This window comes from Dyella sp. 01N36 (assembly GCF_056399745.1).
The window spans coordinates 24,053-50,763 of record NZ_JBFTRY010000005.1; the positions used below are offsets into that span (position 1 = coordinate 24,053).

Below are 26,711 nucleotides of genomic sequence, written 5' to 3' on the forward strand. Positions count from 1 at the left end.
GCTTCATGGCAAGCGAAAACCGCGAGTTTGACACGCGCAGCGGCCCTTGTGCGCTCACGTCACCGRCGTGAACGCAGACTTTCGAGAGGCTGTCCGATCAGCACGCCGGCGTCATCGTTGGGCCGGTTTTCGTCGTGCATCGGACAGCACCGTTTGGCCGCCGCTGTCATTCACCTGCAGCGGCAACACCTGGGGCAGCGCGTTCAACCAGTCGTCGATGGCGTCGGTCTTGACCGTGCCGGTAAACGTCAGCGCTTTCAGATCGGCATCGGCGATCTGCAGCGGCTGCGCGCGATAGCGATTGATATTGGCCACGACGACCGCCAGCGGTTCGTTGTCGAATTCCAGTCGCTCCTGGCGCCAGGCCGCGGCATTGGCCGGGTCGCTGGCAATCAGGTTCATGGCCGCACGCGAGGGATCGTAGATCACCGACTGTCCGGCCACGGCCTCCAGGCTGTTGTGGGCGCCACCGGTGGCGTCAGCTACACGTACGCGCCCTTCTGCCATGGCGACGGTGACGTACTTGCCCGTGCGGCGAACATTGAACGCCGTGCCGATGTCCTCGATGGTCACATCGCCGGCGCGCACCTCAAAGGGCCGCGCGGYGTCGTGCACCACCTCGAAATAGGCCTCGCCCTCGGCCAGCTCCACCAGGCGGCGCCCGCGACTGAAGCGCGTGCTCAGCTGAGTGGCGCCGCCCAGCGTCACGAGGGTACCGTCTTCAAGCGTGACCTTGCGTTGCGCGGCAAGGGCGCTGACATACGTTTGGGGCGTGGCGCCGCCCTGCCAGGCGCCCCAGCCGACGTAGCCGCCAACCGCCAGCACCAGCGCAGCCGCGGCGGCGGCCGGCAACCACCAGCGACGCGTAGCTACACGCGCTTGCGAAAATTCGGCGATCAGTTGCTCGCGCGAGACCTCGCCCAGCGCATGCAGCCGTGCCGCCAGCTCGGTCACGCGTTCGAAGGCCGCCAGGTGCTCGAGGTCTTCTTCGGCCCAGGCCAGCCACTGCTCGGTCGTCCGGTCCGTGGCAGCGGGATCGCGCAGTCGTACCCACCAGTCGGCGGCGACGCGCAAGGTTTGTTCTTTGGAAGTATTGGCCATCATGGCATCTCCGGTTCGTCCACCCGTGCCCGGCAATGAGCCAGGGCGTTGGCGACGTGATAGCGCACCATGCGCTCGCTGATTTTCATGGCCCGCGCGATCGCACTGATCTCGCGGCCATCGATGACGTGCATGACGAAGGCGCGCGCGGTCTTGATCGGCAGCTCGCGCAACGCCTTGTACAGCTGCTGCAATTGCCCCGCGGCGTGCACGTGGCGCTCGGGAATCGGTGCGAGGTGCAGGTCCTCGTCCGGTGCAAGCAGCGGATGATCGGTGCGCACCTGGCGCGCGCGCAGGCGATCCACCGCCAGGTTGGAGGCGATGCGAAACAGGTAGGCGCGCAGCGAATCCACTTGCTCCGGCCGGTCCATGGTCACCAGGCGCACGTAGGCCTCCTGCGCGACTTCCTGGGCATCCGACATCGAGTTGAGGCGGCACTGCAGGAACGCCACGAGCGCGCGGTTGTGATCGCGAAACAGGTCCGCGATGCGCATCGCGAACGCCGGATCAAGGTTCWCGCCCGCGTTGGCAGGCGTGTTGGAGGGTCTATCCACTAGGCTGCCCTGGTTACGTCGGGGAGCGGCGGCAACGATGCCGGATCGGCCGCTGCCTCCGTTGCATCGCGCCACCACGGTACCGGGCGCAATGCGTCATTCAATAGTTTGACCGCTTCCCAGCGCAGCTCCGCGCGGCGCCTGAACATGGCGCGGCGCTTGCTTTCCGTCTCCACTTCCGTGCGGTGGTGCAACCTGGCCGGCAGCAGGAACCAACCGCCCTGCACGGCGACACCACCCTGCTCCAGCCAATAGGCATCGTAATCGGAAAACATCCGCGTGCGTCCCTGCAGCGGGTGCGCCACGTTGCCGACCGCCAGGATCCGGCGCAGGCCGCACTGGCCCGCGAATGCATACGCCAGTACCAGCAAGAGCTGCTTGGGGCGCATGCCGTGCATCTGGCGCGTGAGCTCGCGCACGACCTCGCGCGCATCCACGCCGGCGGGCCCCTGGATGCAGCCGAGGGCCAGCGTGTCGTCATCGATCAGCGTCATCACCAGGCAATAGAGCGTTCGGTCGTACGCATCGGTCAACTCGACGGTGAGCTCGCCCTCGCATGACTTGAGCACACTCGGGCACAGATGCAGGCGCAGTTCGCTGCCGTCCTTGAGTCGCAGGGAACCAAGCGTGGCGCGGCCGCCCACGTACACCGCCTCGAACAGCTCCGCCGACCAGCGCTGCAGCAACAGCCGGTAGTGCGCCTGCACGGCCAGCACGCGATCCACGCGATGCCACTGACGATTGACGAAACGATGCAGGTGTCGCTCCTGCAGCCGCGGATCGCGGTCCACGCAGGCCTGCAACAGCGGGTCCGAYTGCAGGAACGCGAGGTACCACTGGTGCAACACCGGCATCGATAGCGCGCGTGCCACGTATTTCGCCGCTGCCAGCACGCGTTGCCCCAGATGCCCACGCCAGTCGGTGCGTCCCCACAACGAACGCCACCATACGGACAGCCCAGGGTGGCCTTCCTTGGCCGCACTCTCCTTGGGTCCAGTCACCTGCGGGTCGGGCAAGCCCGCCCACCAGAGTTCGCGCTCCAGGGAGCGTTGCGCCGCGTAAGCGCAGCCGCTAGCGGCGAACACCAGATCGGCGTCCAGGGGTTCCTCTCCTGGCTGAAGATTCCGTTCGTTCAAGGCTCGCCGACCCGCATGGTGACTGTGACAAGGACTAAGACGGCCAGGCGAGTCAAAACGGAAATGGCCGGCGCCACTTTTTTGAATTTTCTTTCCGCCAAAAAGAAAAACCCCGCACGAGGCGGGGTTTTCCTTCTGTTGCGATGCCTGGAGGCGAGGACTTAGAAGTCCATGCCGCCCATGCCGCCCATACCGCCCGGCGAGCCGTGCGAATGGCCTTCGTCCTTCTTCGGCACTTCGGTCACGGCCGCTTCGGTCGTGATGATCGAGCCGGCCACCGAGGCGGCGAACTGCAGGGCCGAACGGGTGACCTTGGTCGGGTCCAGGATGCCGAACGCGATCATGTCGCCGAACTCGCCGTTGGCAGCGTTGTAACCGAAGTTGCCGTTGCCTTCCTTCACCTTGTTCAGGACGACGGACGGCTCGTCACCGGCGTTGGAGACGATGGCGCGCAGCGGCGCTTCCAGCGCACGACGGGTGATGGCGATGCCCAGGTCCTGGTCGGTGTTCTGACCCTTCAGGCCTTCCAGCGCCTTCAGCGAACGGATCAGCGCGACGCCGCCGCCCGGGACCACGCCTTCTTCAACGGCTGCGCGCGTGGCGTGCAGGGCGTCTTCGACGCGGGCCTTCTTTTCCTTCATCTCGACTTCGGTCGCAGCGCCAACCTTGATGACGGCCACGCCGCCAGCCAGCTTGGCCACACGCTCCTGCAGCTTCTCGCGGTCGTAGTCCGAAGAGGTCTCTTCGATCTGCGCCTTGATCTGGCCGATGCGCGACTGGATGCGCTCAGCTTCGCCGGCGCCGTCGATGATGGTGGTGTTTTCCTTGGTGATCACCACGCGCTTGGCGCGGCCCAGGTCGGTGATCGTGGCCTTTTCGAGGGCCAGACCCACTTCCTCGGAGATCACCACGCCATTGGTGAGGATGGCGATGTCTTCCAGGATGGCCTTGCGACGGTCGCCGAAGCCCGGCGCCTTCACGGCGGCAACCTTGACGATGCCACGGATGGTGTTGACCACGAGGGTTGCGAGGGCTTCGCCTTCCACTTCCTCGGCCACGATCAGCAGCGGCTTGCCGGCCTTGGCGACGGCTTCCAGCACCGGGAGCAGCTCACGGACGTTGGAGACCTTCTTGTCGTGGATCAGGATGAACGGGTCGTCCAGTTCAACCTGCTGCGACTGCTGGTTGTTGATGAAGTACGGCGACAGGTAGCCGCGGTCGAACTGCATGCCTTCGACGACGTCGAGTTCGTTCTCGAGACCCGAGCCTTCCTCGACCGTGATCACGCCTTCCTTGCCGACCTTCTTCATCGCGGTGGCGATGATGTCGCCGATGTTGGCGTCGGAGTTGGCGGAAATCGTGCCGACCTGGGCAATCGCCTTGTCGTCAGCGGTCGGGTTGGAGAGCTTCTTCAGCTCGGCAACCGCGGCGTTGACGGCCTGGTCGATACCGCGCTTGAGATCCATCGGGTTCATGCCGGCAGCGACGGCCTTGAGGCCTTCCTGGATGAACGCCTGGGCCAGCACGGTGGCGGTGGTGGTGCCGTCGCCGGCGACGTCGGAGGTCTTGGAAGCGGCTTCCTTGACGATCTGCGCGCCGATGTTCTCGTACTTGTCGGCCAGTTCGATTTCCTTGGCGACGGAGACGCCGTCCTTGGTCACGGTCGGTGCGCCGAAGCTCTTCTCGATCACCACGTTGCGGCCCTTCGGACCCAGGGTGACCTTCACAGCGTTGGCCAGGGTATTCACACCCTTGAGCATGCGTGCGCGGACGTCTTCGCCGAAGCGGACTTCTTTAGCTGCCATTTCGTAATTCCTTCAAATGCGTTGAGTAGGTGGGAAGAGGTGCGGGAGAGGCGCTTAGCCTTCGATCACCGCAACGATGTCGTCTTCCTTGAGGAAGACCAGCTCTTCGCCGTCAATCTTGATTTCCTGGCCGGCGTACTTGCCGAACAGCACGGTGTCGCCTTCCTTCACGGACATCGGGCGGACCTTGCCGTCTTCCAGGATGCGGCCGGAGCCGGCAGCGATGACCTTGCCGCGGGTCGGCTTTTCGGTGGCGCTGTCGGGAATGACGATACCGCCAGCGGAGACGCGCTCTTCTTCGAGGCGCTTGACGATGACGCGATCGTGCAGCGGACGCAGTTTGCTCATGGGTGGGCTCCAGCTTCGTTTGGATGGTTGAACAAGATTCGGGACCCCGGAGCGGCGCCTGGGTGGCGCTTGTTAGCACTCCCCGGAGGTGAGTGCCAATTCTAACGACGCAAATGCCCCCTGCAAGAGGCGCCCGTCCGATGGCTGAGTCTTCCAATGGGGGAGCGGCGGGGGCCTTTCAAGGCGCATTGGGCCGAAAAGTCACCGATCGTGCTATCGACAGAGGCCTGCGGACGGCCGACCATGCCGGCCTGCCCCCCACCAGGACCCGCCCGTGAGCGATGAGCCGACGCTGCGCCAGGAGCTCGTGAACCAGGGTGCCAGGCTGGCCGTGAGCGGCCTCAGCCAAGGCACCTCGGGGAACCTAAGTGCCCGCTGCGGCGAGGGTTTTCTGATCACGCCCAGCGGCACGCCGTATGAGGAGATCACGGTGGAGGGTATCGTGTTGGTGGATCGGGACGGCCAGTGGCCGGGCTCGCAGCGACCTTCCAGCGAGTGGCGCTTCCATCGGGACATCTACCTGGCCCGGCCCGACGCCCAGGCCATCGTCCACGTGCACCCGCCCTATGCCACGGCGCTGGCCATGTGCCGCCGGGACATTCCGCCCGCCCACTACATGATCGCCGTGGGTGGCGGGGACTCGATCCGCTGCGCCGGCTACCACACCTATGGCACCCAGGCCCTGTCCGATGCCGTGGTGGCAGCGTTGGAGGGCCGACTGGCCTGCCTGATGGCCAACCACGGCATGATCGCGCTGGGCAGTTCGCTGGCGCAGGCCATGTGGCGCGCCGTGGAGGTGGAAAATCTCGCCCGCCAGTACGCCCTGTCCTTGCAGGTCGGCACGCCGGTCATGCTCACCGATGAGGAGGTGGCCGCGGTGCTGGAGAAATTCGCCCACTACGGACTGATGTCGAGGTCGTGATGTCTGAAACCGTCCTGCTCTGCTATTGCACCTGTCCCGATGTGGCCAGCGCGCAGCACCTGGCCGAGGCCCTGGTGGGCGAACGCCTGGCTGCCTGCGTGAACCGCATCCCCGCGGTGTCGTCCACCTATCGCTGGAAGACCAAGGTGGTCACCGACAATGAAGAACTGCTGCTGATCAAGACCACGGCCGCGCAGTTCGCCGCGCTCAAAGAGCGCCTGCTCAGCCTGCATCCCTATGAGTTGCCCGAGCTGATCGCGGTGCCGGTGACCGAGGGGCATGCGCCTTACCTCGACTGGGTGCGCAATCCAGGCTGATGTTTGGCGTCGCGCGTGACGGGATTCCCACTGCGCCGCATTGACTAGACAGTCGGCGCCGACTGTCGATGTCCGCGTCACCGGCGCGCCATCGCCGCTCGCCAGCATGCCTCTCCATCAAGGGAGGCGATATGACGTTCGAACTGGCGGTTTTCGATATGGCCGGCACCACGGTCTACGATCCGGACCTGGTGGCGCAGGCGCTGCAGGACGCGCTGGCGCAGGCTGGCTGCCACGCGTCGCTGGCGGATCTGCGAGCCCTGATGGGCTACACCAAGCCGGCCGCCATTCGCAGTTTGCTGGCGGCGCACGACCTGCCGGCGGACGACTCACAGGTGGCGCAGGTGCACGCGGATTTCGTCCAGCGCATGCTCGATTGCTACCGGACACACGACGCCGTGCGCCCGATGACCGGGGCAGAAGAGCTGTTCGCCTGGTTGCGGCAGCAGGGCGTGAAGATCGCGCTCAACACGGCGTTTTCGCAAGACATCGCCGAATGCCTGATCGAACGCTTCGGCTGGCGCCAGCGCGGCCTGATCGATGCCGCGATCTCGGCGGATCGCGTTGCCCAGGGTCGGCCCGCGCCCGACATGATCCGCGCGTTGATGGCGACGTGCGGCGTCAGCGATGCCACGCGCGTCATCAAGATGGGCGATACCGAAGTGGATATTCGCGAAGGTCGCGCGGCGGGCTGCGGCCTGGTGGTGGCGGTGACGACGGGCGCTTATCACCGCGACGAGTTGCTGGCCTATCAGCCCGATGCCGTGCTCGACAGCTTGGATGAGCTGCCCGCTTTGCTCGTTCGTGCCGGCCGGCCGAACCCGGCGTGACGCAACCCATGCGCTTGCCTCCATCGCGCCGGGCGTGGTCGCCCTGGTCGCCCTCGATGCTGCCGCTGGTCGCGGGCTTTGCGGCGTTCTGCACCTACTCGTGCATGTATGCCTTCCGCAAACCGTTCAGCGCCGGCAGCTACGAGGGCATGAGCTGGCTGGGCGTCGACTACAAGATCTGGCTGGTGATCGCCCAGGTGATGGGCTACGCACTGAGCAAGGTGTGGGGCATCCGACTCGTGCCCGAGCTGCAGACATCGCGCCGCGCCGTGGCGATTCTGGTGTTGATCGGCCTGTCGTGGCTGGCGCTGCTGGGTTTTGCGCTGGCGCCGCCGGTGCCGGGCATCGTGTTTCTGTTCCTCAATGGCCTGCCGCTGGGCATGGTGTGGGGCCTGGTGTTCGGATACATCGAGGGTCGGCAGGCGACGGAGCTGATGGGCGCCATCCTCGCCTCAAGTTTTATCTTCGCCTCGGGCGTGGTCAAAGGCGTGGGCAAGGCGATGTTGCTGGCCGGCGTCAGCGAGCACTGGATGCCGTTTCTCACCGGCTTGGTGTTCATCCCGCCGCTGCTGTTGTCGCTGCATGTACTCACGCGCCTGCCGCCGCCCAGCGCCGACGACGTTGCCGCCCGCGCACCACGTGGACGCATGGATCGCGAGGCTCGGCACGCCTTCGTGCGCCGCTTTCTGCCGGGCCTGCTGCTGATCGTGCCGCTGTACGTGCTGTTGACCGTGCTGCGCGATTTCCGCGAGAACTTCGACACCGAAATCTTTCGCGACCTGGGCTACGGCCGCAGCGCCATCGTGTTCGGTGAAGTGGATACGCCGATTGGGATCGGCGTGTTGATGCTTACCGCGTCGCTGACCCTCGTACGGGACAACATGCGCGCCTTCATGCTCAACCATGTACTGATCGGCGGCGGCCTGTGCTGCGCGGGCATCAGCACGCTGCTGTTCGCCCACGGCGAACTGCCACCGCTGTTGTGGATGACGCTGGTCGGTTTTGGTCTCTACCTTGGCTACATCCCGCTCAACGGCATGTTCTTCGAGCGGCTGATGGCCACCTTCCGCATCAGCGGCACCGCGTCGTTCGTGATGTATATCGCCGATGCCTCCGGCTACCTGGGCAGCGTCGCGGTATTGCTGGTCCGCCAGTTCCTCGCCTTGCAGCTCAACTGGACGCAGTTTTTCGAACGCGCCGTGCTGGCAAGCAGCCTGCTGGGACTCGTGCTTACCGCGCTGGCTGCGCGCTGGTTCTGGCGGCATGGCCAACAGAACGGACACGCAGCGGCATCGTTGTCACCTCTTGAGATGGAAAGCAGCCGTCTATGAGCAAGTCGGAAACACGCACCGCGATCGTGATCGGTGCAGGCATCGTCGGGTTGGCCATGGCGCGCGCCCTGGCCGAGGACGGCTACCGCGTCACCGTATTCGATCGCCATGAGCGTGCCGTGGGCGCCTCGGTGCGCAACTTCGGCACCATCTGGCCGATCGGCGTGCCGAACGGGCCGCTGTATGCACGTGCCTTGCGTTCGCGCGAGATCTGGCGCGAATTCTGCAACGCCACCGATACCTGGCAGGCGCCGAGCGGCAGCCTGATCGCTGCGTTCCACGAGGACGAGTGGGCGGTGATGAACGAATACGCGGCGATGAACGAGGGGCTGCGACCATGCCGCATGCTCAACGCTGCACAGGTGCGCGAGCAGGCGCCCGGCGTCGTGGCCGCCGACTTGCGTGGCGCATTGCTGAGCACCGATGAGATGGTGGTCGATCCGCGCGAGGCGATCCGCAAACTGCCAGCCTGGCTGGCGGAGCGCCATGGCGTCGAGTTCCACTGGCGACAGGCGATCACGCGCATCGAGCATCCCTATGTGTGGAGCGGTCGCCGGCGCTACACCGCCGACCTGATCTATGTCGCCAGCGGTACGGATTTCGAAACCCTGTATCCGGAACTGTTCGAACGTCTTGCCATCACCAAGTGCAAGCTGCAGATGCTGCGGCTTGAGGCGCAGCCCGCGCCGTTCAAGCTGGGTCCGGTCGTGTGCGGCGGCCTTACCATGGCGCACTACAGCGGCTTCCACGCCACGCCCAGCATTGACCGCCTGCGCGAGCGCCTTGCTGATCAATACGCCGACCTGCTGGCGCTGGGCATCCACGTGATGGCAGCGCAGAACGGGTTGGGCGAAATCACCGTTGGCGACTCGCATGAGTACGGGCATACGTACGAGCCCTTCGACGAAAGCGCCATCAACCACAAGATCGTCGACTATCTGCGCAGCGTGCTGGATCTTCCGAGCTGGCACGTGAAGCAAAGCTGGCACGGCAGCTACGCCAAGCTCACCGATGGGCAGCGCAGCGAGTTGGTGGTCGAAGCGGAGCCGGGCGTCGTCATCGTCAACGGCGTGGGCGGAGGCGGCCTGGGCATGACGCTGTCGTTCGGCCTGGCCGAAGAAGTGGTGAGCGGGCGCTTGCCTGCCGAGCAGGTTGAAATCCCGTCGACCGATGCGCGATGAACCTCAGCGCTCGGCAGTGGACATCACCAGCTGCACGCGTTCCGCCGCAAAACAGGTCAGCCCGTATTGCACGGGCTGATTCTTGTCGTCGACGTTGAGCGATTCCACGACCAGTACGGGCAGGTCGGGCGATTGCTCCAGTACACGTGCGGTGGTCGTCCCGGCCAGTCGCGCGGTCACGCGGGTGTAGCTGCGGAAATAATCGGCGATGCCGAACTCTTCCAGCGTGCGGCTCACCGAGCCGGTGCGTTGAAACACGTCGCCAAGCTTGGGGAAACGTGCCGCCGGGAACCATGCCTGACCGTGATCGAGCACGCGACCCTCCGCGTGCGCGGAGGACTCGATCCACCACGCGCGCTCGCCGCGCGCCAGGGCCAGCGACTCGGCCACGCGCTGCGGTGGCAAGACCAGCGCCGTGGCCAACACCTTGTTGCCCGAGCTGACGTTGAGGTTATGCATGTTGCGGCTGAAGCTGGTGCGACGACCGATCGGATAGTCGTAGCACTCCTCGCGCACGCGCAAGCCGCGACTGGGGTCGGCAAGAATGGCGCCGCGTTGTTCAAGCGAGTCGAGCGCCCGGCGCACGGTGTGCCGATTCACATTGAGGCGCCGGGCGAGTTCCAGTGCCGAAGGGAGCTTTGCGCCTCCTCGAAGTTCGCCGCTGCGGATCTGCTGCAATACCTGTTGTTCGATCTGCCGCCACACGGGCACATCGCATGACCGATCCAGTGGCTCAAAGTGGTTTGCCATCATTCCTGCATGTTCCTGACACAGACTGCATGGGAAGCGGTGATCGAGCAGGGAGTATGGGCAGGCCAGTTTTCGCAGACATGACATCAGGGCAAGAGCATTCATGGCGCATTGCACGCGCGCGACTGGTGCTGCCCGACCAGGTCATCGTCGGCGGCGCGGTTATCGAGGGCGAACGCATCCAATGGCTCGGGCCGGGCGACGAGTGTCCGCACGACGCCATCGATTTCAAGGGCGATTTCCTGCTGCCGGGCCTCATCGAACTGCACACCGACAACCTTGAGAAGCACTTGCTGCCACGCGCCGGCGCGGCATGGCCCGCCCTACCGGCCATGCTGGCGCACGATGCCCAACTGCTCGCAGCCGGCATCACCACCGTGCTCGACGCCATGTCGTTGGGCGATCTGGAGGAAGACGGCGGCCGCATCGACACGCTGCACCGCGCACTGGCCGCGCTCGATGAAACGCGCAGTCACGGCCTGCTGCGTTGCGAGCACTATCTCCATCTGCGCTGCGAACTGAGCTGGCCAGGCCTGCTCGAGCTGGCTGCGCCCCTGGTCTCCCGCAAGGACTTGCGCCTGCTGTCGTTGATGGATCACACGCCTGGCCAGCGCCAGTATCACGACGTGCGCCAGTACCGTACGTACTACAGCCGCAGCGGCATCACCTGGAGCGATGAGGAATTCACCGCCGTGCTCGAACAGCGTCGCCAGCAGCAGGCACGCCATCGCCACCTGCAGCTGGCTGGCGTGATGAAGCTGGCGCGCCGTCACGGCGTACTGGTCGCCAGCCACGACGATACCGACCTTGAACACGTGGACGAAGCGGTTCTCCTCGGTGCGAGGATCTGCGAATTTCCCACGACGCTCATCGCGGCACAGGCTGCGCGCGAACACGGACTCACTATCGTCGCAGGCGCCAGCAACCTGGTGCGCGGTGGCTCGCACGCCGGCAATGTCGCCGCCATGGCGCTGGCGCGTTGCGGATGTCTGGACGTCCTTTCGTCCGACTACATGCCAACCAGCCTGCTTCCCGGCGCCTTCATCCTGCACCGGCAAGCGGGATGGTCCCTCCCGGATGCCATCGCTACAGTCACCACGACGCCCGCCGCTACGCTTGGCTTCGATGACCGCGGCCAACTTGCCGAAGGCTTGCGCGCCGACCTGCTGCGCGTACGCATGCACCAGGACGAGCCCGTGGTGCGCTCGGCGTGGGTGGCGGGCAGGCAACGGTTGTGACGGTCGTCACGCTCCGTCCTCCGCACAGCGGCCCCGGCTCTGGGCCGCCCCTTCGAAAGCATAGACAGCGGGCATTCGTTGCCTAGTCCGAGTCACGGGCATTTCATCGCCCCTCCCTAGCCTCCCGGCCCGAGTAGCCATAAGCCTGCCGACGCTGGTCGGCGACATCAAACCTCGGGGAGTGCGTCTTGAAGATCAATGCCATCACTTGCGCGGTGCTTGCCGCGCTTGCGGTCACCCGCGTGTCCTATGCCGACGACGCGGCGCCGGCCGCGCCCGCACCGGCGGCACAAAATTCTTCGGTGTCCACGCTGGGATCCATCACGGTCACGGCGCAGCATGCCAACGAGGACATGCAAGACGTGCCGATCACCATGCAGGCGTTCACCGGAACGACGCTGCAGCAGCTCAACGTCAGCACGTTCGACGACATCATCAAATACCTGCCCAACGTCACCTTTGCCGCGAACGGCCCGGGCCAGGGCAACATCTATATGCGCGGACTGAGCACGGGCTTCCTCGGCAACCAGTCGAGCGCGTCGATTGCGCCGTTCCCGAATGTGGCGGTGTATCTCGACGACCAGTCGATGCAGTTCCCCGCGCGCAACCTCGACATCTACATGGTCGACATGGAGCGCGTCGAAGTGCTGGAAGGTCCGCAGGGCACGCTGTTCGGCGGCGGTGCACAGGCGGGCGCGGTGCGTTACATCACCAACAAGCCCAACCTGAACAAGGTCGGCGGCAACGTGGAGGCGAGCACCGGCGTCACGGCCGGCGGCGGTCCGAACAACTCGGCCAGCGCGGTATTGAACTTGCCGATCATCCCCGGCACCTTCGCGCTGCGCGGCGTGATCTACAACGACCACCGCGGCGGCTATATCGACAACGTGCCGAGCACGTTCACGCGCAACAACAGCGACGGCGGCAACTTCTACGCCAACATCAAGCCCACCGGCGGCCTGTGCCCGAACGGCCTGCCCACCCGGACCGGCTACTGCACGGTGCCGGGCAGCCCGGTCGCCAACAATAACGCCGTTGCGAGGAAGGACTGGAACCCGGTCGATTACCAGGGCGCGCGCATCTCCGGCCTCTACAAGATCAACGACGACTGGGACGTGCTGATCGCGCAGAGCTACCAGGAGATGGATGCGGAAGGCCAGTCGTCGACCTATCCGATCGGCTCGGACGGCCAGCAGCTGCAACCGCTGCAGACCACCGTGTTCGTACCGGCGTGGGACAAGGACCGTTACTCCAACACGGCCTGGACGGTGAACGGCAAGATCGGCGATCTCTCCGTCGTCTACACCGGTGGCTACACCGACCGCCACATCAGCCAACAGCAGGATTACACCAACTACGCGCGCGCCGTGGGCGGCTGGTACTACAGCTGCACCGGTGGCACGGGCCTTGGTGCTGGCACCACGCCGCGTTGCTATTCGCCGATCGGCTACTGGAACGACCAGGTCAAGAGCACGCACCAGAGCCACGAGCTGCGCTTCAGCACGCCCGAAGACAGCCGCCTGCGCGCCATCGGTGGCCTGTATTTCGAGGACTTCAAGATCCTCGACGACATGAACTTCAACTACAAGACGATCCCGTCGTGCACGCCGACCAATCTCGCCAGCGCCCTCGCCGGCGGTGCGCCGTGCGTGGCGAACGTGGTGCCCTATCCCGGCACGGCGCAGATGGATCCGGGCCAGCGCAGCGACAGCACCGCGTTCGGCGAAGACGAGCAGCGCGGCTATCGCCAGGTCGCGGCCTTCGGTTCGCTGTCGTACGACATCATTCCCGAAGTGCTTACCGCCACGGCCGGCACGCGTTACTACCACTACTCCGAATATCAGCGTGGTTCGCAGTACGGCACCGGTTCCAACTGCGTGAACGTGCCCAACGGACAATGCACGGGCGGCGATGCCACCAATATGACGGCCGAAGGCCTCAACGGTTCGTATCACGGCTTCAAGAGCCGCGCGAACCTGGTGTGGCATATCTCGCCCGATGCGATGGTCTACTACACCTTCTCGCAGGGCTTCCGCCCCGGCGCTTATAACCGCACCACCAAGGCCGTCGCCGCCGGCCCGGACGGCCCGCAGTACAAGAAGCCGCTCAGCTACGCGCCCGACTCGCTGACCAACAACGAAATCGGCTTCAAGACTGAGTTCTTCGACAACCACCTGCTGTTCAACGGCTCGCTGTACCACATGAAGTGGAACAACGTGCAGATGCAGTTCTTCAACCCGCTGGTGCTTGGCAACACGACGTTTGGCGTCAACGGTCCCGACTACAAGGTGGATGGTATCGAGCTGCAGTTCGACGCCCGCATCACGCAAGGCTTCTCGCTGATGGGCTCGGGGTCGTTCAACCGCTCCAAGCAGACCACCTCGCCGTGCCTGGTGGGCAACATCCCCAATACTCCGTCCTACGGCGCGTGCATCACCGAAGTGACCATCGCCGGCCAGGGTCTGCAGCCGTTCGCCAACCCGTTCGGCGAAGAAGGCAGCGTGCCGGCCTTCTCGCCGCGCTCGCAGTTCAACCTGCGCGCCCGCTACGACTGGGACTTCAACGGCGGCTACAAGGCATTCGCCATGGTGGGTGGCAGCCACATGGGTTCGATGTACAACCAGCCGGCGACCTATCCCAGCGGCGAAGGCGTGATCTACCCGACCACGGTGGACCTGCGCTACCTGCAGGAGGGCTATACCACCTACGACGCCTCGCTGGGCATCGCCAAGGACGCGTGGGACCTGTCCCTCTATGGCACCAACCTGAGCAACAGCCACGCCAGCGTGTTCACCTCGTCGGCACAGTTCATCAAGTCCGAAGTGCCGCTGCGCCCGCGCGTGGTGGGCGTGAAGTTTGGCTACAAGTTCTGACATCTGCCCGTCGCGAGTGCGTCGTTAGCATGGGGTGGGCGCAAGCCCACCCCATCTTCCCCGCAGGCCAGGCATGAACGCAGCGCTCACTGATCCGATCACGATGTCCGTCGAACAGCAGGTGGCGCAACTGCGGCAATTGCAGCAAGAGGGGCAGCACCCGCAGGCCTTGCAACTGGCCTTGGGGTTGGCGCGTGAGCTGCCGGAAAACCGCGACGTGATGCATCTGCTCGCCCGCAGCCAACGTCATCTGGGACAGGTCGACGACGCCCTGCAAACTCTGCTCGTGCTCGAGCAGCACCATCCTGCCTTCAGTCGGCTGCATGAAGAGCGCGGCCACTGCCACGTCGTGCGGCGCGATGCGACGCAGGCGATCGATGCCTTGCTTCGTGCGGTGAACATCAATCCTGCGCTGCCCTCAAGCTGGAATCTGCTCGAGGGGCTCTATCGCATGGCTGGTGACCATGCGAACGCGCAACTGGCCGCCGACCACGTGGCGACGCTAAAACGCCTCGCTCCTGCGGTGGTGCACGCCACCAGTCTGTTCTCTGATGGTGATCTGGTGCAGGCCGAATGGGTCATCCGTGGCCATTTGCAGCGTGTGGGCGACGATGTGGAAGGCATGCGCTTGCTAGCGCGTGTGGCCGTGGCCCGCGAGGTGCTCGACGACGCAGACATCCTGCTGGAAGCCGTGCTGCAGCTCGCCCCCGATCACCACGCCGCACGCTTCGACTACGCCAAGGTGCTGTTCGAACGGCATCGGTACAAAGAGGCTTGCGTGCAGATGGAGCGGCTTCTCGCCATCGATCCGCACCACCTCGACTATCGCGCGCTGCATGCCAGTGCCAACGTCGGCCTGGGCGAACACGATCGCGCCATCGGGCTGTACCGCGAACTTCTGCAAATCGTTCCCGAGGCGGCAGACCTGCATCTGTCGCTTGCCCACTCACTGAAAACCCAGGGACGCCGGGCCGAGGCCATCGACGCTTACCGCGCCGCCATCGCCGCGCGGCCCCATTTCGGGGATGCCTACTGGAGCATGGCGAACCTCAAGACCTACCGTTTCACCGACGGAGAAATCGACGGCATGCTCGCGCAGGTCGCGATGCCGTCTACGTCGCTGGTGGATGGTTATCACCTGAACTTTGCGCTCGGCAAGGCCCTGGAGGACCGCGGCGACTATGCCGCCTCTTGGCAGCATTACGCCAAGGGCAACGCGCTCAAGCGATCGGAAAGCCGCTACCGGCCCGAGATCATCGAAACAAATACGCGCCGGCAGATCGAGGTGTGCACCCGCGAGTTCCTCGCCGAACGCGCCGGTGCGGGAGACCCCAGTGCCGATCCCATCTTCATCGTAGGCCTGCCGCGCTCGGGMTCCACGCTGCTGGAGCAGATCCTCGCATCGCATCCACTGGTGGACGGCACGCAGGAGCTGGCGGACATCCCGCGCATCGTGCTGGAACTGCAGGGCCGCGACCCCGATCTCGACGACCCGCGCTATCCGGGCGTGCTTGCGCAGATGTCGCCGGAGCAATTCCGCGGGATGGGCGAGGCCTACCTGCGCGACACGCGCACTTATCGTGGCGCGGCGCCTTATTTCATCGACAAGATGCCCAACAACTTCCGGCACCTGGGGCTGATCCACCTGATGTTCCCCAACGCGAAGATCATCGACGCGCGACGCGAGCCGATGGCCTGCTGCTTCAGCAACCTCAAGCAACTGTTCGCGACGGGCCAGGAGTTCACTTACAGCATCGAGGACATCGCGCGTTATTACCGCACCTACCTCGATGTGATGGAGCACTGGGACCGCGTGCTGCCCGGCCGCGTACTGCGCGTGCATCACGAAGATGTGGTGGACGATCTTGAAGGCAACGTGCGGCGCATCCTGGATTACTGCGGGCTTCCGTTCGATCCCGCGTGCCTGGCATTCCATGAAACGCGGCGCAGCGTGCGCACGGCAAGCTCCGAGCAGGTACGCCAGCCGATCTTCCGCGACGGCATCGACCAGTGGACGCATTACGCGCCGTATCTGGCATCGCTGCGCGAGCAGCTCGGCGACGCGCTCGAACGGTACCGCACGAATCGCTGACTACTTGTGCGGTATCTGCGGCTTGCCGACGAACACCACCAGGATGGTGGCGGGCTCCGTGCTGCTGGCGTTGGCGCTGACGAGATGGCGGGCGCCTGCCGGCTCGAACCAGTTGTCGCCCGTCGCATAGACCCGCAACGGTTGCCCTTCGACCTGGCTGCGCACGTGGCCGCTCACTACGTAAACATAAGCATCGCGGTCATGCGAGTGCGGCTTGGACGCCTCGCCGGGCGCATAGCTTACTCGCAGCGCTTCCAGCGATTTGCCGGGCGCCTGTGTCAACGCTGCTGTGAGCAGGGTATTGTCCTGCGTCGCTCTGGCGGGCACGGCGGCAGCGAGCATCAACATCGCGGCGAGAAACAGGGTCGTCCGCATGATCAACGCCTCGTGGCCGTGGCCGCTGCCTGTATCGGCAGCACGTCATCGACCGTTTCCGTACGACGAATCACTTTACCCTGCGCATCCAGCACGATCAGCGTCGGTACGTGCATCACGCGGAAGCGTCGGAACAGGGCGCCCGTGTCGTCCAGCGCCAGCGGCATCGCGATCTTGTGCTCGCGCTGGTAATCGGCGAGCTCGTCGTGGCTCGCCCACAGACCCGAGGCGATGCCGAGCCAGCGCGCATGGCTGTCGCGCGCCAGCACATCGGCGCGTTCACGCGCGCTGCGGCAGCTCTGCGCAATGGCCGGACGACTCTTGGCCAGATACGACTCGCACCACGGCGACAGGAACAGCAGCACGGTCGGTCGCGTTGCTTCGAATGCCGGCAGCGATTTCCCATCGAGCGTGTGCAGCTCGAATGCGGGCACGCGGTCGCCCACGTCGTAATGCGGTTCGTCCTTCGGCACGGCGGCAGACGCGAGGTTGGCGGTCGCCGGACGACGTGCCTGCGCCAATGCAGCGTCGAGCTTTTCATCGGCCATATGACCCACATACGCAATGCGTCCGTCACGACCGATCACCACGTGCTGCGGCGTCACGCGCAAGTGGAAGGCCTCGCCCAGCGAACCGTCGTCGAACACGATCGGCATGCCGAGCCCCAGCTGCTTCTGCACTTTGCGCACTTCGTCGACGCTATCGTCGAAACCCACATCGATCGCAATCACCGCCATGTCCGGGCCGGCCTGTTCGTAGGTGCGTTCGAAATGCGGCATCTGTTCACGACAGGGCACGCACCAGGTCGCCCAGAACTTCAGGTAGACCGCCTTCTTGCCGTACAGCGCACCCAGGTCAATGGTCTGGCCATCGATGGTCTTGACCACCATGCGCGGCGCTGGCTGCCCGATCAGGCTGCGCCCGGCCGATTCCGCGCGCGACTGGCCGGACTCGGAAGCATGCGTCGACGCGCAGGCCAGGAGCAGGCAAAGAAGGATCAGATAACGCATGGCGATGCATCCCCGGAAAGATAGGGTCATGTTCCGCTGCCCGGTGGTACTTAAACAGATCCAGTTTTCGCGGAAATGAGAGAACCAGTGCTAAGCCGGGCGATGTGCCTGGAGCAACCGGGCCAGCACGCGCGCGGCCTCGTCCATGCGCGTGGCCGGCATGCCTCCCAGGCCGAACACCAGGCCGTTCGGCCGCGTGCTGCCGATGGCGTAATCGCCCAGCGCTTCGATACGCATGTTCACCGCCTGCGCATCCCTGACCAGCTGGCTCGCCGCAACCGGCCAGCGCAGTTGCACGGCGATGTGCAGCCCGGCATCTGAGGCCAGCGACTGCAGGGCGTCGCCCGCGTGCCGCGCCAACGCTTCGAGCAGTGCCTCGCGCCGCTCCGCATAGATGCGTCGCATCTTGCGCACATGCCGCGCGAGATGACCTTCGTTGATGAACAACGCGAGTGTGTCCTGCGCCAGCACGTCGCTGTGCCGGTCGCCGAGCTGCCGCACGCAGGCCAGTGCGGGCATCGCCCACTCGGGCGCCACCACATAGCCAAGCCGCAGTGATGGAAACAGGCTTTTGGAGAACGTGCCGATGTAGAACACCGAGCCGTCGCGATCCAAGGTCTGCAGTGCATCGAGCGGACGCCCGCCGTAGCGGAATTCGCCGTCGTAGTCGTCCTCGATGATCACCGCGTCGTTTCGTCGCGCGAAGTCGAGCAAGGCCGCTCGACGCGCGGGTGACATCGCCATGCCGGACGGAAACTGGTGCGACGGCGTCACGTAGATCACGCGTGCGTTGCGTGGAATCTGCTCGACCACCAGGCCTTCGTCGTCCACCGGCACGGGCACGATCTGCGCGCCAGCGGCTTCGAAGGTCTGACGCAGCGGCGGATAGCCGGGATCTTCCACCGCCACCACCGTGTGCCCTGGCGTGACCAGAATGCGCGCCAGCAGATCGAAGGCCTGCTGCGCTCCGCCGACCACCATGATGTCCGCCGCGCTGCAGGTGACAGCACGGGTGAACGACACATGCCCGGCAATAGCCTCGCGCAATGCCTCGCGCCCGGTAGCCGCGTCATAGAACGACGGCGTGCGCGACAACGAGCGCAGAGCCCTTGCGGACAATTTGCGCCATGCCTCAAAGGGAAAACGGGCGGCATCGGGCAGGCCCACCCGAAGGTCGTAGCGCGCAGGCGGCAAGGCATTCATCGGCGCGGGAAAGATCGCGTCGCGCCATTGCGGTTGCAGACGCTTTTCCTCACCACCGGTCGAGCGCGGTGCCGTCGACTGCGTTGGCCCCGCATGGGCGACCAGATAACCCGCCCCCTGGCGGGCCACGATATAGCCTTCGCTGAGCAGGCGGTCGTAGGCCGCCACAATGGTGTTGCGGGACAGGCCCAGCGAGGTCGCCAGCGCGCGCGTGGAGGGCAAGGGCTGACCCATGCGAAGACGGCCATCCAGGATCGCCGCCCGCAATTGTCCATGCAGCGCCTGCAGTCGGCCTCGCAGGGGAATATCCAGCGGGAAAGCCAGGGGTTGTTCCATGGCGGTGTCCGATAAGGCTGACTGGTCCTAAAGAATTCCCTTGTTCTGGATCTTTTTCAAGACCAGTGAAAACCCGACACTGTCGCCATCCACTCCACGGAGCCCCCGCCATGATCGAGCTGTACTTTGCCGCCACGCCCAATGGGTTGAAGCTCAAGCTATTCCTTGAAGAGGCCGGCCTGCCGTACTTCATCACCCCGGTGAGCCTGAGCAAGGGCGAGCAGTTCAAGCCCGAATTCCTGGCCATTTCGCCCAACAACAAGATCCCGGCCATCGTCGATCACGCTCCCGCCGGGGGCGGCGCGCCGGTGACGGTGTTCGAGTCCGGGGCGATCCTGCTCTATCTGGCGGAGAAGATCGGCCAATTCCTGCCCAACAACAGCCTCGCCCGCATCGAGGTGCTGGAGTGGTTGTTCTGGCAGGTGGCGGGGCTGGGCCCCATGGCCGGCCAGGCGGGGCATTTCAAGGTGTACGCGCCCGAGCCGGTGCCGTATGCGATCGACCGCTACACCCGCGAAGTCGCACGGCTTTACGGCGTGCTGGATCGCAGGCTGGAAGGACGCGAGTTCATTGCGGGCGAGTTTTCCATCGCCGACATCGCCTGCTATCCGTGGATCGTGCCGCATGAGGCGCATGGCCAGAACCTGGCGGATTTCCCGAACCTGGAGCGTTGGTTTATCGCCATCTCGCAGCGGCCGGCCACGGTGCGCACGTATGAAGGTGTCGAGAATGCGTACACGCCGAAACAGCCGCTGTCGGACGAGGAACGCCGCGTGTTGTTTGGCCAGGGTGCAGCGCCCAAGGCCTGAAGACTGCTGACAGGTTCTGACGCAATGGGCGGCTAGACTTCCAAATCGACAGCCACCTCTCATCCCTCGTCATTCCGGCGCAGGCCGGAATCCAGGAGCGATGAGCAGGGCTTTCGCACGAGGAGCCGGTGTGCGCACTCGCGACAACCAAACCTAATCGCTACTGGATTCCGGCCTGCGCCGGAATGACGAGCAAAGAACTGCCATGAAAACCTCCGACATCACTGCACTCGTAGTTCTGGGAGCCCTATGGGGCGCCTCGTTCCTGTTCATGCGCATGGGCGCGAACGAGTTCGGCGGCATGGCACTGGCCGGCATGCGCGCCATCGGCGCGGCGATCTGCTCGGCCCCGCTGCTGACACGCACACGGGTGACCGAGATGCGCACGCACTGGCGCGACATCGCCATCGTCGGCATCGCCAATTCAGCGCTGCCGTTCGTGCTGTTCTCATTCGCTGCGCAGAGTCTGCCGGCAGGCGTTTCGGCCATCTCCGATGCGATTGCGCCGCTGCTGGTCGCGCTGTCGGGCTGGATGCTGCTGGGCGAGAAGCTGAGCCCGATGCAGGCCAGCGGCCTGGTGATCGGCTTTACCGGTGTGGTGTGGCTGGTGGCCGGCACGGTGGGCTTTGGTGGTGGCACGCATGCCATGGGTTGGGCGATGGCCGCCTGCCTGGGTGCCAATGTCTGCTACACCTTTGGCGCGCACTACAGCCATCGCCGCCTGCGCAGCGGCGTCACGCCGCTCAGTGTCGCCACCGGCAGCCAGCTGGCCGCCGCCGTATTGCTGCTGCCCTTTACCGTCTGGATGTGGCCCGTCAGGACCCCGGGGTTGACGGCACGGCTGGCCGTACTGGGCCTGGCGGCCTTGTGCACATCGCTCGCCTACGTCCTGTTCTACGGCTTGATGGCCCGCGTGGGGGCCTCGCGCAGCATGGTGGTGATGTTTCTTATCCCGGTGTTCGGCGTGGTGTGGGGCCTGATCTTCCTGCATGAACCGGTCACCCTGGCGATGGCCGGCGGATGCATCGTTATCCTGCTCGGAGTGGCACTCACCACCGGTTTGCTGCGTCTGCGCCGTAACCGCGGGCCCGCGTCAAGCGAAGTAGTTGTAGAACACTCCTGAGCTCCGGCGGGTTTTCCCCGGCCCGCCGGCAAGCTGAGCCATAATCCCGGTTCACCTGCGCCCCGGCGCGGGTCTCTCCTTGTTGGAGCTGCAATGCGCCTGATCCACCCTGGCCGACTGGCCGCCCGCTTCCTCAGCCTGCTCTGCCTCTTGCTGGTCGCCTTGCCCGCGCTGGCTCAGGATGATCTGGACGGCCTGCTGCCGGTGACCGAGGCCTATAAGCTGACCGCCGACGCTTCCACGCCCGGCGTGGTGAAGCTGCATTGGACGATTGCGCCGGACTACTACCTCTACCGCGGCCGCATGAAGTTCAAGGCGGCGGACGGGGCGACGCTGGGCGAGGCGCAGCTGCCCGACGGCGAGAAGCACCACGATGAGTATCTCGGCGACGTGGAGACTTATCACCACGGCGTCGACGCGACCGTGCCGTACACCGTCGCGGCAGGCGCCACCGAACTGAAGCTCAGCGTGCAGTACCAGGGCTGCCACGAGGTGGATCCCAAGATCTGCTATCCGCCGCATACCGAGCAGCTGAGCCTGCCGGTGCCGGCCGGTGCGGGCGTGGCCGGCGGCGGCGATGCGATGAGCGCGGCGCTGGGCAAGCTCGGTTCCAGCAAGAGCGGCGGTGGCGCCACCCTCCCCGCCGAACAAGCCTTCCATCTGGAGGCGCTCGCCAAGGACCGCCAGCACCTGCTGCTGCGCTGGACCGTGGCCAAGGGCTACTACCTCTATCGCGACCAGACCGCGCTGAAGTTGAAGGATGCCAACGGCCTGACCCTTGCCAAGCCCGAGTGGCCGGCTGGCGTGGAACATGAGGATGCGCACTTCGGCAAGACCACGGTCTATTTCGACCAGATCGAATTGCCGGTGGCCATTGAAGGCGATACGTCGGCGCTCAAGAGCGTGAATCTGGAAGCCAGTTTCCAGGGCTGCCAGGACGGCGGCATCTGCTATCCGCTGATGACCCGCGCGCTCACCATCGACCTGAGCGCGACGACGCCTACCAGCGGCGCTGCCGCCGAGCCGGCGCCGGAAATGCCTCCGGCCGGCCTGGCCACCACTCCGCTGCAGGTGAGCCTGCTCACCGCGCTGCTGCTGGCCTTGGGCGGCGGCCTGGTGCTGAACCTGATGCCCTGCGTGCTGCCCGTGCTGTCGATCAAGGCGGTGGGTCTGCTGGAAAGTGGCGAGAGCCATACCAAGGCGCGTTCGCACGCCCTCTTCTATACGGCTGGCGTGCTGAGCACGTTCGCGCTGATCGGCGTCGCCATCGTCGCGCTGCGTTCGGCCGGCCATGCGCTGGGCTGGGGCGCGCAGTTGCAGCAGCCGGTGGTGGTGGGCGTGCTCGCCTGCGTGATGGTGGCCGTGGGTCTGTCAATGTCGGGCGTGGTGCAGTTTGGCACTTCGCTGGGCAATGTGGGCTCGGGCCTGGCCTCGCGCTCGGGCCATGCGGGCGACTTCTTCACCGGCGTGCTCGCGGTGGCCGTGGCCAGCCCGTGCACCGCGCCCTTCATGGGCAGCGCGCTGGCTTATGCCTTTGCCGCGCCGATGATCAATGCCTTGCTGGTGTTCCTGACCCTGGGCATCGGTCTGGCCCTGCCGTTCCTGGCGATAGGCTTCGTGCCGGCGCTGGCGCGGATGCTGCCGCGGCCGGGCGCGTGGATGGAAACGCTCAAGCAGGTGCTGGCGTTCCCGATGTACCTCACCGCCGTGTGGCTGATCTGGGTGCTGGCGCATCAGCGCGGCGCCGATGCGGTGGGCCTGGTGCTGGTGGCCGTGGTGCTGCTGTCGGCCACGCTGTGGTGGTTCGAGCGCAGCCGTTCGCGGGGCGCGTTCAGCCGGGTGGCGGTGGTCGTCCTGCTCGCACTCACCGTCGTGCCGCTGTTCTATCTGTCCAAGGTGCAGGCGCCGACGCAGGCTGCAGTCGCAACGGACGGCGTGGTCGCCTATACGCCGGAGAAGCTCGCGGAACTGCGCAAGGCCGGCACGCCGGTGTTCGTCGACATGACCGCCGACTGGTGCGTCACCTGCAAGGCGAATGAGCATGCGGTGCTCGACACCGACGCCTTCCGCGACCTGCTCAAGAAGACCGGCGCGGTCTATATGAAGGGCGACTGGACCGATGTGAACCCGACCATTGCCGCCTTCCTGCAGCAGTACCACTCGCCGGGCGTGCCGCTTTACGTGGTATTCCCCAAGGACGGCGGCGAAGGCCGCATGCTGCCGACGGTGCTCACTTCGTCGCTGGTCGAGGATGCGCTGACCAAGGCCGCCGGCACGCCGGTCGCCGCCAACCCATGATCAGCCGCGGCAACTGGATCATTCTGGGCGCCGCCGTGCTGGTCGCCGGTGTGGGCGGCTGGCTGCAGCACTCCAGCCAGCGCGCCCGTGTGCCGCAAGGCGTGCAGGTCGCCCAGGTGGGAGCAATAGCACCCGACGTGGCCTTGCGCGACCTGGACGGCAAGGAACATCGCCTGTCCGAGTACCGCGGCCGCCGCGTGCTGATCAACTTCTGGGCGAGCTGGTGCGGGCCGTGCCTGAAGGAGATGCCCGCGCTGGTGCAGGCACAGGCCAACGTCGGCGAAAAAGGCCCGATCATCGTCGGCGTCGCTATGGACGATCCGGCCAATGTGCGAACCTTCCTGGCCGCCCATCCGGTGAACTATCCGATCCTGTTGGGCAGCCTCGACAGCCCCAGCACCTCGCTGCGGCTGGGTAACGTCGGCGAAGTGCTGCCGTACAGCGTGCTTCTGGACGAGAACGGCCGTGTGCTGTTCAGTCGCCGGGGTGTCCTGGATGCCGACGACCTCAAGGCCTGGGCCGCGCCAGCCGCGCCCTGACGCGGTTTCGGCACCCATACGTCGCCGCACGGTTTAACGCTAACTTCTCCTTCAAACATCGCCGAACTGCGCCGAACTGGACAACATCCGCCGGGGCGCGCACACTCCGCGCCGGACGCCGGCCCTGCCGGCACAACCCAAGGTTAGGGCGTGGCGAAGATCCTGGTCCTGCACGGACCCAATCTCAATCTGCTGGGCAGTCGTGAGCCGGAGGTTTACGGACGCGACACGCTGGCCGATATCGACGCCTCGCTGATGCAGCGTGCCCAGAGCGCCGGACACGGCCTGGGAGCGTTCCAGTCGAACGCCGAGCACGCCCTGATCGACCGCATCCACCAGGCCCGCCTGGACGGCACGGCGATCATCCTGATCAATCCGGGCGCCTTCACCCACACCAGCATCGCCCTGCGCGACGCGCTGGCGGGCGTGGCCATCCCGTTCATCGAGCTGCATCTGTCCAACGTGCATGCCCGCGAAGCGTTCCGCCGGCATTCCTACCTCTCGGACATCGCCGTGGGCGTGATCTGCGGTTTTGGCGCAGACAGCTACCGGCTGGCATTGGATGCCGCCCTGAACCGGCTGGACCGCGCTGGCGCGTCCGCCTCCTGAATCCCGGGCCTGTCGCCCACATATTCCCATTCCGGCCGCTGCGGCGGCCTCAACGAAAAGGTTTGAACCATGGACCTGCGCAAGATCAAGAAGCTCATCGACCTGCTCGAGGAATCCAACCTCGCGGAACTTGAGATCAAGGAAGGCGAAGAGGTCGTTCGTTTGTCGCGCGTGCCCAAGGGCACCATGACCGCCGCCCCGGTAATGCAGGCCGCCCCGATGGTGGCCGCGCCCGTCGCCGTCGCCGCGCCGGTGGAAGCCGCGCCTGCCGAGGCCGCCCTGCCCGCCGGTCATGTGGTGAAGGCGCCGATGGTCGGCACGTTCTACGCCTCGTCCAGCCCGGGCGCAGCGGCCTTCGTGAAGGTCGGCCAGCAGGTCAAGGCTGGCGAGACGCTGGGCATCATCGAAGCGATGAAGATGTTCAACCAGATCGAGGCTGACGTGGCCGGCACCGTGACGGCCATCCTGCTCGAAAACGGCCAGTCGGTGGAATTCGACCAGCCCATGTTCGTGATCGCCTGAGCCGGCTGACCGATCATGCCCATGCTCGAAAAAGTCGTCATCGCCAACCGCGGCGAAATCGCCCTGCGCGTGCTGCGCGCCTGCCACAGTCTGGGCATCAAGACCGTGGCGGTGCACTCCACCGCAGACCGTAATCTCAAGCACGTAGGCCTGGCCGACGAGTCGATCTGCATCGGCCCGGCGCCGTCCATCGACAGCTATCTCAATATCCCGCGCATCATCGCCGCGGCGGAAATCACCGACGCCCAGGCCATCCACCCGGGTTACGGCTTTCTGTCCGAGCGAGCCGACTTCGCCGAACAGGTGGAACAGTCGGGCTTCATCTTCATCGGCCCCACCGCGGACGTGATCCGTTTGATGGGCGACAAGGTGGAAGCGATCCGCGCCATGAAGGCCGCCGGCGTGCCGTGCGTGCCGGGCTCGGGTGGCCCGCTTGGCGACAATGTGGAAGAGAACATCCGCATTGCGCGCGAGATCGGCTACCCGGTSATCATCAAGGCSGCSGGYGGCGGCGGTGGCCGCGGCATGCGCGTGGTGCRCACCGAGGCTCACCTGGGCAACGCCGTCACCATGACCAAGCAGGAAGCGAAGGCCGCTTTCGGCAACGATCAGGTGTACATGGAGAAGTTCCTGGAAAATCCGCGCCACGTGGAAATCCAGGTGCTGGCCGATGGCCAGGGCAACGCCATCCATCTGGGCGAGCGCGACTGCTCCATGCAGCGTCGCCACCAGAAGGTGGTCGAAGAAGCACCCGCACCGGGCATCACGCCGGAACTGCGCGAGCAGATCGGCAAGGTGTGCGTGGATGCGTGCCTGCGCATCGGCTATCGCGGCGCCGGCACCTTCGAATTCCTGTTCGAAGACGGCCGCTTCTACTTCATCGAGATGAACACCCGTATCCAGGTGGAGCATCCGGTGACCGAGCTGATCACCGGCATCGACCTGGTGCGCGAGCAGTTGCTGATTGCCGGTGGCGAGAAGCTGTCGATCAAGCAGTCGGACATCAAGATCCACGGTCACGCGATCGAGTGCCGCATCAACGCGGAAGATCCCGACTCCTTCTTGCCTTCGCCGGGCACGGTCAAACGTTTCGAGGCGCCGGGCGGCCCGGGCGTGCGCGTCGATACGCACCTGTACGACGGCTACCGCATTCCGCCGAACTACGACTCGATGATCGGCAAGCTGATCGTGCACGGCCCGGATCGCGAAACCGCCATCGCGCGCATGCGCCTGGCGCTCGCCGAGACGGTGATCGAAGGGGTGAAGTGCAATATCCCGCTGCAGCAGCGCATCATGGCCGACGCCGGTTTCCAGCAGGGTGGACAGAACATCCACTACCTGGAAAAGCGCATGGCCGAACAGAAGGAAAAGGCCGCCCACGGCGGCTGATGTGTGGCCGGCGAGTCGTC

At 65.4% G+C, this 26,711-nt stretch carries 24 protein-coding genes; 15 read left to right on the top strand and 9 right to left on the bottom strand.

Annotation, left to right across the window (positions count from 1 at the left end; genetic code table 11):
• Window positions 1–111: 111 nt before the first annotated feature.
• The 5 genes from AC1DMG_RS02310 to groES form a co-directional block, all read right to left on the bottom strand.
• A complete protein-coding gene (locus AC1DMG_RS02310) occupies window positions 112–1,104 on the bottom strand; it encodes a FecR family protein (RefSeq protein ID WP_477180149.1) in 993 nt (330 codons plus the stop codon).
• Complete coding sequence (locus AC1DMG_RS02315) at window positions 1,101–1,595, bottom strand: RNA polymerase sigma factor (protein ID WP_477180150.1); 495 nt, start codon at window positions 1,593–1,595, stop codon at window positions 1,101–1,103. Before AC1DMG_RS02315 ends, AC1DMG_RS02310 begins: the two co-directional genes overlap by 4 nt.
• A gap of 59 nt (window positions 1,596–1,654) precedes the next feature.
• Window positions 1,655–2,791: a VirK/YbjX family protein gene (locus AC1DMG_RS02320; RefSeq protein WP_441604810.1), complete on the bottom strand. Its 1,137-nt coding sequence runs from the start codon at window positions 2,789–2,791 to the stop codon at window positions 1,655–1,657.
• A gap of 161 nt (window positions 2,792–2,952) precedes the next feature.
• On the bottom strand, window positions 2,953–4,596 hold the full coding sequence (groL, locus tag AC1DMG_RS02325) for a chaperonin GroEL (RefSeq protein ID WP_441604811.1): 1,644 nt from the start codon (window positions 4,594–4,596) through the stop codon (window positions 2,953–2,955).
• A gap of 54 nt (window positions 4,597–4,650) precedes the next feature.
• The gene (gene groES, locus AC1DMG_RS02330) at window positions 4,651–4,944 is read right to left on the bottom strand and encodes a co-chaperone GroES (RefSeq protein WP_121883670.1); all 294 of its coding nucleotides are present in this window, start codon (window positions 4,942–4,944) and stop codon (window positions 4,651–4,653) included.
• Window positions 4,945–5,218: 274 nt separating this feature from the next.
• On the opposite strand from groES, the gene AC1DMG_RS02335 reads away from it, so the two are divergent.
• The 5 genes from AC1DMG_RS02335 to AC1DMG_RS02355 all read left to right on the top strand — a co-directional run bounded on the left by AC1DMG_RS02335 (window position 5,219) and on the right by AC1DMG_RS02355 (window position 9,525).
• Complete coding sequence (locus AC1DMG_RS02335) at window positions 5,219–5,866, top strand: class II aldolase/adducin family protein (protein ID WP_441604812.1); 648 nt, start codon at window positions 5,219–5,221, stop codon at window positions 5,864–5,866.
• On the top strand, window positions 5,866–6,183 hold the full coding sequence (cutA, locus tag AC1DMG_RS02340) for a divalent-cation tolerance protein CutA (RefSeq protein WP_441604813.1): 318 nt from the start codon (window positions 5,866–5,868) through the stop codon (window positions 6,181–6,183). The genes AC1DMG_RS02335 and cutA overlap by 1 nt, the downstream gene beginning before the upstream one ends.
• Window positions 6,184–6,314: 131 nt before the next feature.
• Window positions 6,315–7,013 (top strand): HAD family hydrolase, encoded by a 699-nt coding sequence (locus AC1DMG_RS02345; RefSeq protein ID WP_441604814.1) that lies wholly within the window; start codon window positions 6,315–6,317, stop codon window positions 7,011–7,013.
• 8 nt (window positions 7,014–7,021) lie between these two features.
• Window positions 7,022–8,344 carry a DUF5690 family protein gene (locus AC1DMG_RS02350; protein WP_441604815.1) on the top strand — a complete coding sequence of 441 codons (1,323 nt, stop codon included), beginning with the start codon at window positions 7,022–7,024 and terminating at the stop codon, window positions 8,342–8,344.
• Window positions 8,341–9,525 (top strand): TIGR03364 family FAD-dependent oxidoreductase, encoded by a 1,185-nt coding sequence (locus AC1DMG_RS02355; RefSeq protein WP_441604816.1) that lies wholly within the window; start codon window positions 8,341–8,343, stop codon window positions 9,523–9,525. Before AC1DMG_RS02350 ends, AC1DMG_RS02355 begins: the two co-directional genes overlap by 4 nt.
• Before the next feature lie 3 nt (window positions 9,526–9,528).
• On the opposite strand, the gene phnF is transcribed toward AC1DMG_RS02355, so the two are convergent.
• Window positions 9,529–10,380 (bottom strand): phosphonate metabolism transcriptional regulator PhnF, encoded by an 852-nt coding sequence (phnF, locus tag AC1DMG_RS02360; RefSeq protein WP_441604817.1) that lies wholly within the window; start codon window positions 10,378–10,380, stop codon window positions 9,529–9,531.
• Between phnF and AC1DMG_RS02365 the strand changes: the two genes are divergently transcribed.
• From AC1DMG_RS02365 to AC1DMG_RS02375, 3 genes are all read left to right on the top strand, one after another.
• Window positions 10,356–11,513 (top strand): alpha-D-ribose 1-methylphosphonate 5-triphosphate diphosphatase, encoded by a 1,158-nt coding sequence (locus AC1DMG_RS02365; RefSeq protein ID WP_441604818.1) that lies wholly within the window; start codon window positions 10,356–10,358, stop codon window positions 11,511–11,513. The genes phnF and AC1DMG_RS02365 overlap by 25 nt on opposite strands.
• 188 nt (window positions 11,514–11,701) lie before the next feature.
• Entirely contained in the window at window positions 11,702–14,386 is a 2,685-nt protein-coding gene (locus tag AC1DMG_RS02370) for a TonB-dependent receptor (protein WP_441604819.1), read from the top strand.
• A 73-nt stretch (window positions 14,387–14,459) separates the two neighbouring features.
• On the top strand, window positions 14,460–16,478 hold the full coding sequence (locus tag AC1DMG_RS02375; protein WP_441604820.1) for a tetratricopeptide repeat-containing sulfotransferase family protein: 2,019 nt from the start codon (window positions 14,460–14,462) through the stop codon (window positions 16,476–16,478).
• On the opposite strand, the gene AC1DMG_RS02380 is transcribed toward AC1DMG_RS02375, so the two are convergent.
• The 3 genes from AC1DMG_RS02380 to pdxR form a co-directional block, all read right to left on the bottom strand.
• Window positions 16,479–16,853 carry a cupin domain-containing protein gene (locus AC1DMG_RS02380; RefSeq protein WP_441604821.1) on the bottom strand — a complete coding sequence of 125 codons (375 nt, stop codon included), beginning with the start codon at window positions 16,851–16,853 and terminating at the stop codon, window positions 16,479–16,481. It lies immediately after the preceding gene.
• A 2-nt stretch (window positions 16,854–16,855) separates the two neighbouring features.
• Complete coding sequence (locus tag AC1DMG_RS02385; RefSeq protein WP_477180151.1) at window positions 16,856–17,863, bottom strand: redoxin domain-containing protein; 1,008 nt, start codon at window positions 17,861–17,863, stop codon at window positions 16,856–16,858.
• 90 nt (window positions 17,864–17,953) lie between these two features.
• Entirely contained in the window at window positions 17,954–19,402 is a 1,449-nt protein-coding gene (gene pdxR / locus AC1DMG_RS02390) for a MocR-like pyridoxine biosynthesis transcription factor PdxR (protein ID WP_441604823.1), read from the bottom strand.
• A 110-nt stretch (window positions 19,403–19,512) separates the two neighbouring features.
• Between pdxR and AC1DMG_RS02395 the strand changes: the two genes are divergently transcribed.
• The 7 genes from AC1DMG_RS02395 (at window position 19,513) to accC (ending at window position 26,691) form a co-directional block, all read left to right on the top strand.
• Complete coding sequence (locus tag AC1DMG_RS02395; protein ID WP_441604824.1) at window positions 19,513–20,211, top strand: glutathione binding-like protein; 699 nt, start codon at window positions 19,513–19,515, stop codon at window positions 20,209–20,211.
• Window positions 20,212–20,416: 205 nt separating this feature from the next.
• Window positions 20,417–21,334: a DMT family transporter gene (locus AC1DMG_RS02400; protein ID WP_441604825.1), complete on the top strand. Its 918-nt coding sequence runs from the start codon at window positions 20,417–20,419 to the stop codon at window positions 21,332–21,334.
• 93 nt (window positions 21,335–21,427) lie between these two features.
• A complete protein-coding gene (locus tag AC1DMG_RS02405) occupies window positions 21,428–23,632 on the top strand; it encodes a protein-disulfide reductase DsbD family protein (RefSeq protein WP_441604826.1) in 2,205 nt (734 codons plus the stop codon).
• Window positions 23,629–24,171: a TlpA family protein disulfide reductase gene (locus tag AC1DMG_RS02410; protein WP_441604827.1), complete on the top strand. Its 543-nt coding sequence runs from the start codon at window positions 23,629–23,631 to the stop codon at window positions 24,169–24,171. Before AC1DMG_RS02405 ends, AC1DMG_RS02410 begins: the two co-directional genes overlap by 4 nt.
• A gap of 150 nt (window positions 24,172–24,321) precedes the next feature.
• The gene (gene aroQ, locus AC1DMG_RS02415; RefSeq protein WP_477180152.1) at window positions 24,322–24,780 is read left to right on the top strand and encodes a type II 3-dehydroquinate dehydratase; all 459 of its coding nucleotides are present in this window, start codon (window positions 24,322–24,324) and stop codon (window positions 24,778–24,780) included.
• 69 nt (window positions 24,781–24,849) lie between these two features.
• Entirely contained in the window at window positions 24,850–25,302 is a 453-nt protein-coding gene (gene accB, locus AC1DMG_RS02420; RefSeq protein ID WP_441604829.1) for an acetyl-CoA carboxylase biotin carboxyl carrier protein, read from the top strand.
• A gap of 21 nt (window positions 25,303–25,323) precedes the next feature.
• A complete protein-coding gene (gene accC / locus AC1DMG_RS02425; protein ID WP_477180153.1) occupies window positions 25,324–26,691 on the top strand; it encodes an acetyl-CoA carboxylase biotin carboxylase subunit in 1,368 nt (455 codons plus the stop codon).
• The last annotated feature ends 20 nt before the right edge of the window (window positions 26,692–26,711 follow it).

What these genes read in the sequence shown, in the direction of transcription:
- accB (WP_441604829.1), top strand. Translation starts at nt 24,850, where the DNA reads ATGGACCTGCGCAAGATCAAGAAGCTCATCGACCTGCTCGAGGAATCC.
- AC1DMG_RS02315 (WP_477180150.1), bottom strand. Translation starts at nt 1,595, where the DNA reads ATGCGCATCGCGGACCTGTTTCGCGATCACAACCGCGCGCTCGTGGCG.
- AC1DMG_RS02400 (WP_441604825.1), top strand. Translation starts at nt 20,417, where the DNA reads ATGAAAACCTCCGACATCACTGCACTCGTAGTTCTGGGAGCCCTATGG.
- AC1DMG_RS02410 (WP_441604827.1), top strand. Translation starts at nt 23,629, where the DNA reads ATGATCAGCCGCGGCAACTGGATCATTCTGGGCGCCGCCGTGCTGGTC.
- AC1DMG_RS02350 (WP_441604815.1), top strand. Translation starts at nt 7,022, where the DNA reads ATGCGCTTGCCTCCATCGCGCCGGGCGTGGTCGCCCTGGTCGCCCTCG.
- pdxR (WP_441604823.1), bottom strand. Translation starts at nt 19,402, where the DNA reads ATGGAACAACCCCTGGCTTTCCCGCTGGATATTCCCCTGCGAGGCCGA.
- AC1DMG_RS02355 (WP_441604816.1), top strand. Translation starts at nt 8,341, where the DNA reads ATGAGCAAGTCGGAAACACGCACCGCGATCGTGATCGGTGCAGGCATC.
- AC1DMG_RS02380 (WP_441604821.1), bottom strand. Translation starts at nt 16,853, where the DNA reads ATGCGGACGACCCTGTTTCTCGCCGCGATGTTGATGCTCGCTGCCGCC.
- phnF (WP_441604817.1), bottom strand. Translation starts at nt 10,380, where the DNA reads ATGAATGCTCTTGCCCTGATGTCATGTCTGCGAAAACTGGCCTGCCCA.
- AC1DMG_RS02345 (WP_441604814.1), top strand. Translation starts at nt 6,315, where the DNA reads ATGACGTTCGAACTGGCGGTTTTCGATATGGCCGGCACCACGGTCTAC.
- groES (WP_121883670.1), bottom strand. Translation starts at nt 4,944, where the DNA reads ATGAGCAAACTGCGTCCGCTGCACGATCGCGTCATCGTCAAGCGCCTC.
- groL (WP_441604811.1), bottom strand. Translation starts at nt 4,596, where the DNA reads ATGGCAGCTAAAGAAGTCCGCTTCGGCGAAGACGTCCGCGCACGCATG.
- AC1DMG_RS02365 (WP_441604818.1), top strand. Translation starts at nt 10,356, where the DNA reads ATGACATCAGGGCAAGAGCATTCATGGCGCATTGCACGCGCGCGACTG.
- AC1DMG_RS02385 (WP_477180151.1), bottom strand. Translation starts at nt 17,863, where the DNA reads ATGCGTTATCTGATCCTTCTTTGCCTGCTCCTGGCCTGCGCGTCGACG.
- AC1DMG_RS02405 (WP_441604826.1), top strand. Translation starts at nt 21,428, where the DNA reads ATGCGCCTGATCCACCCTGGCCGACTGGCCGCCCGCTTCCTCAGCCTG.
- cutA (WP_441604813.1), top strand. Translation starts at nt 5,866, where the DNA reads ATGTCTGAAACCGTCCTGCTCTGCTATTGCACCTGTCCCGATGTGGCC.
- AC1DMG_RS02395 (WP_441604824.1), top strand. Translation starts at nt 19,513, where the DNA reads ATGATCGAGCTGTACTTTGCCGCCACGCCCAATGGGTTGAAGCTCAAG.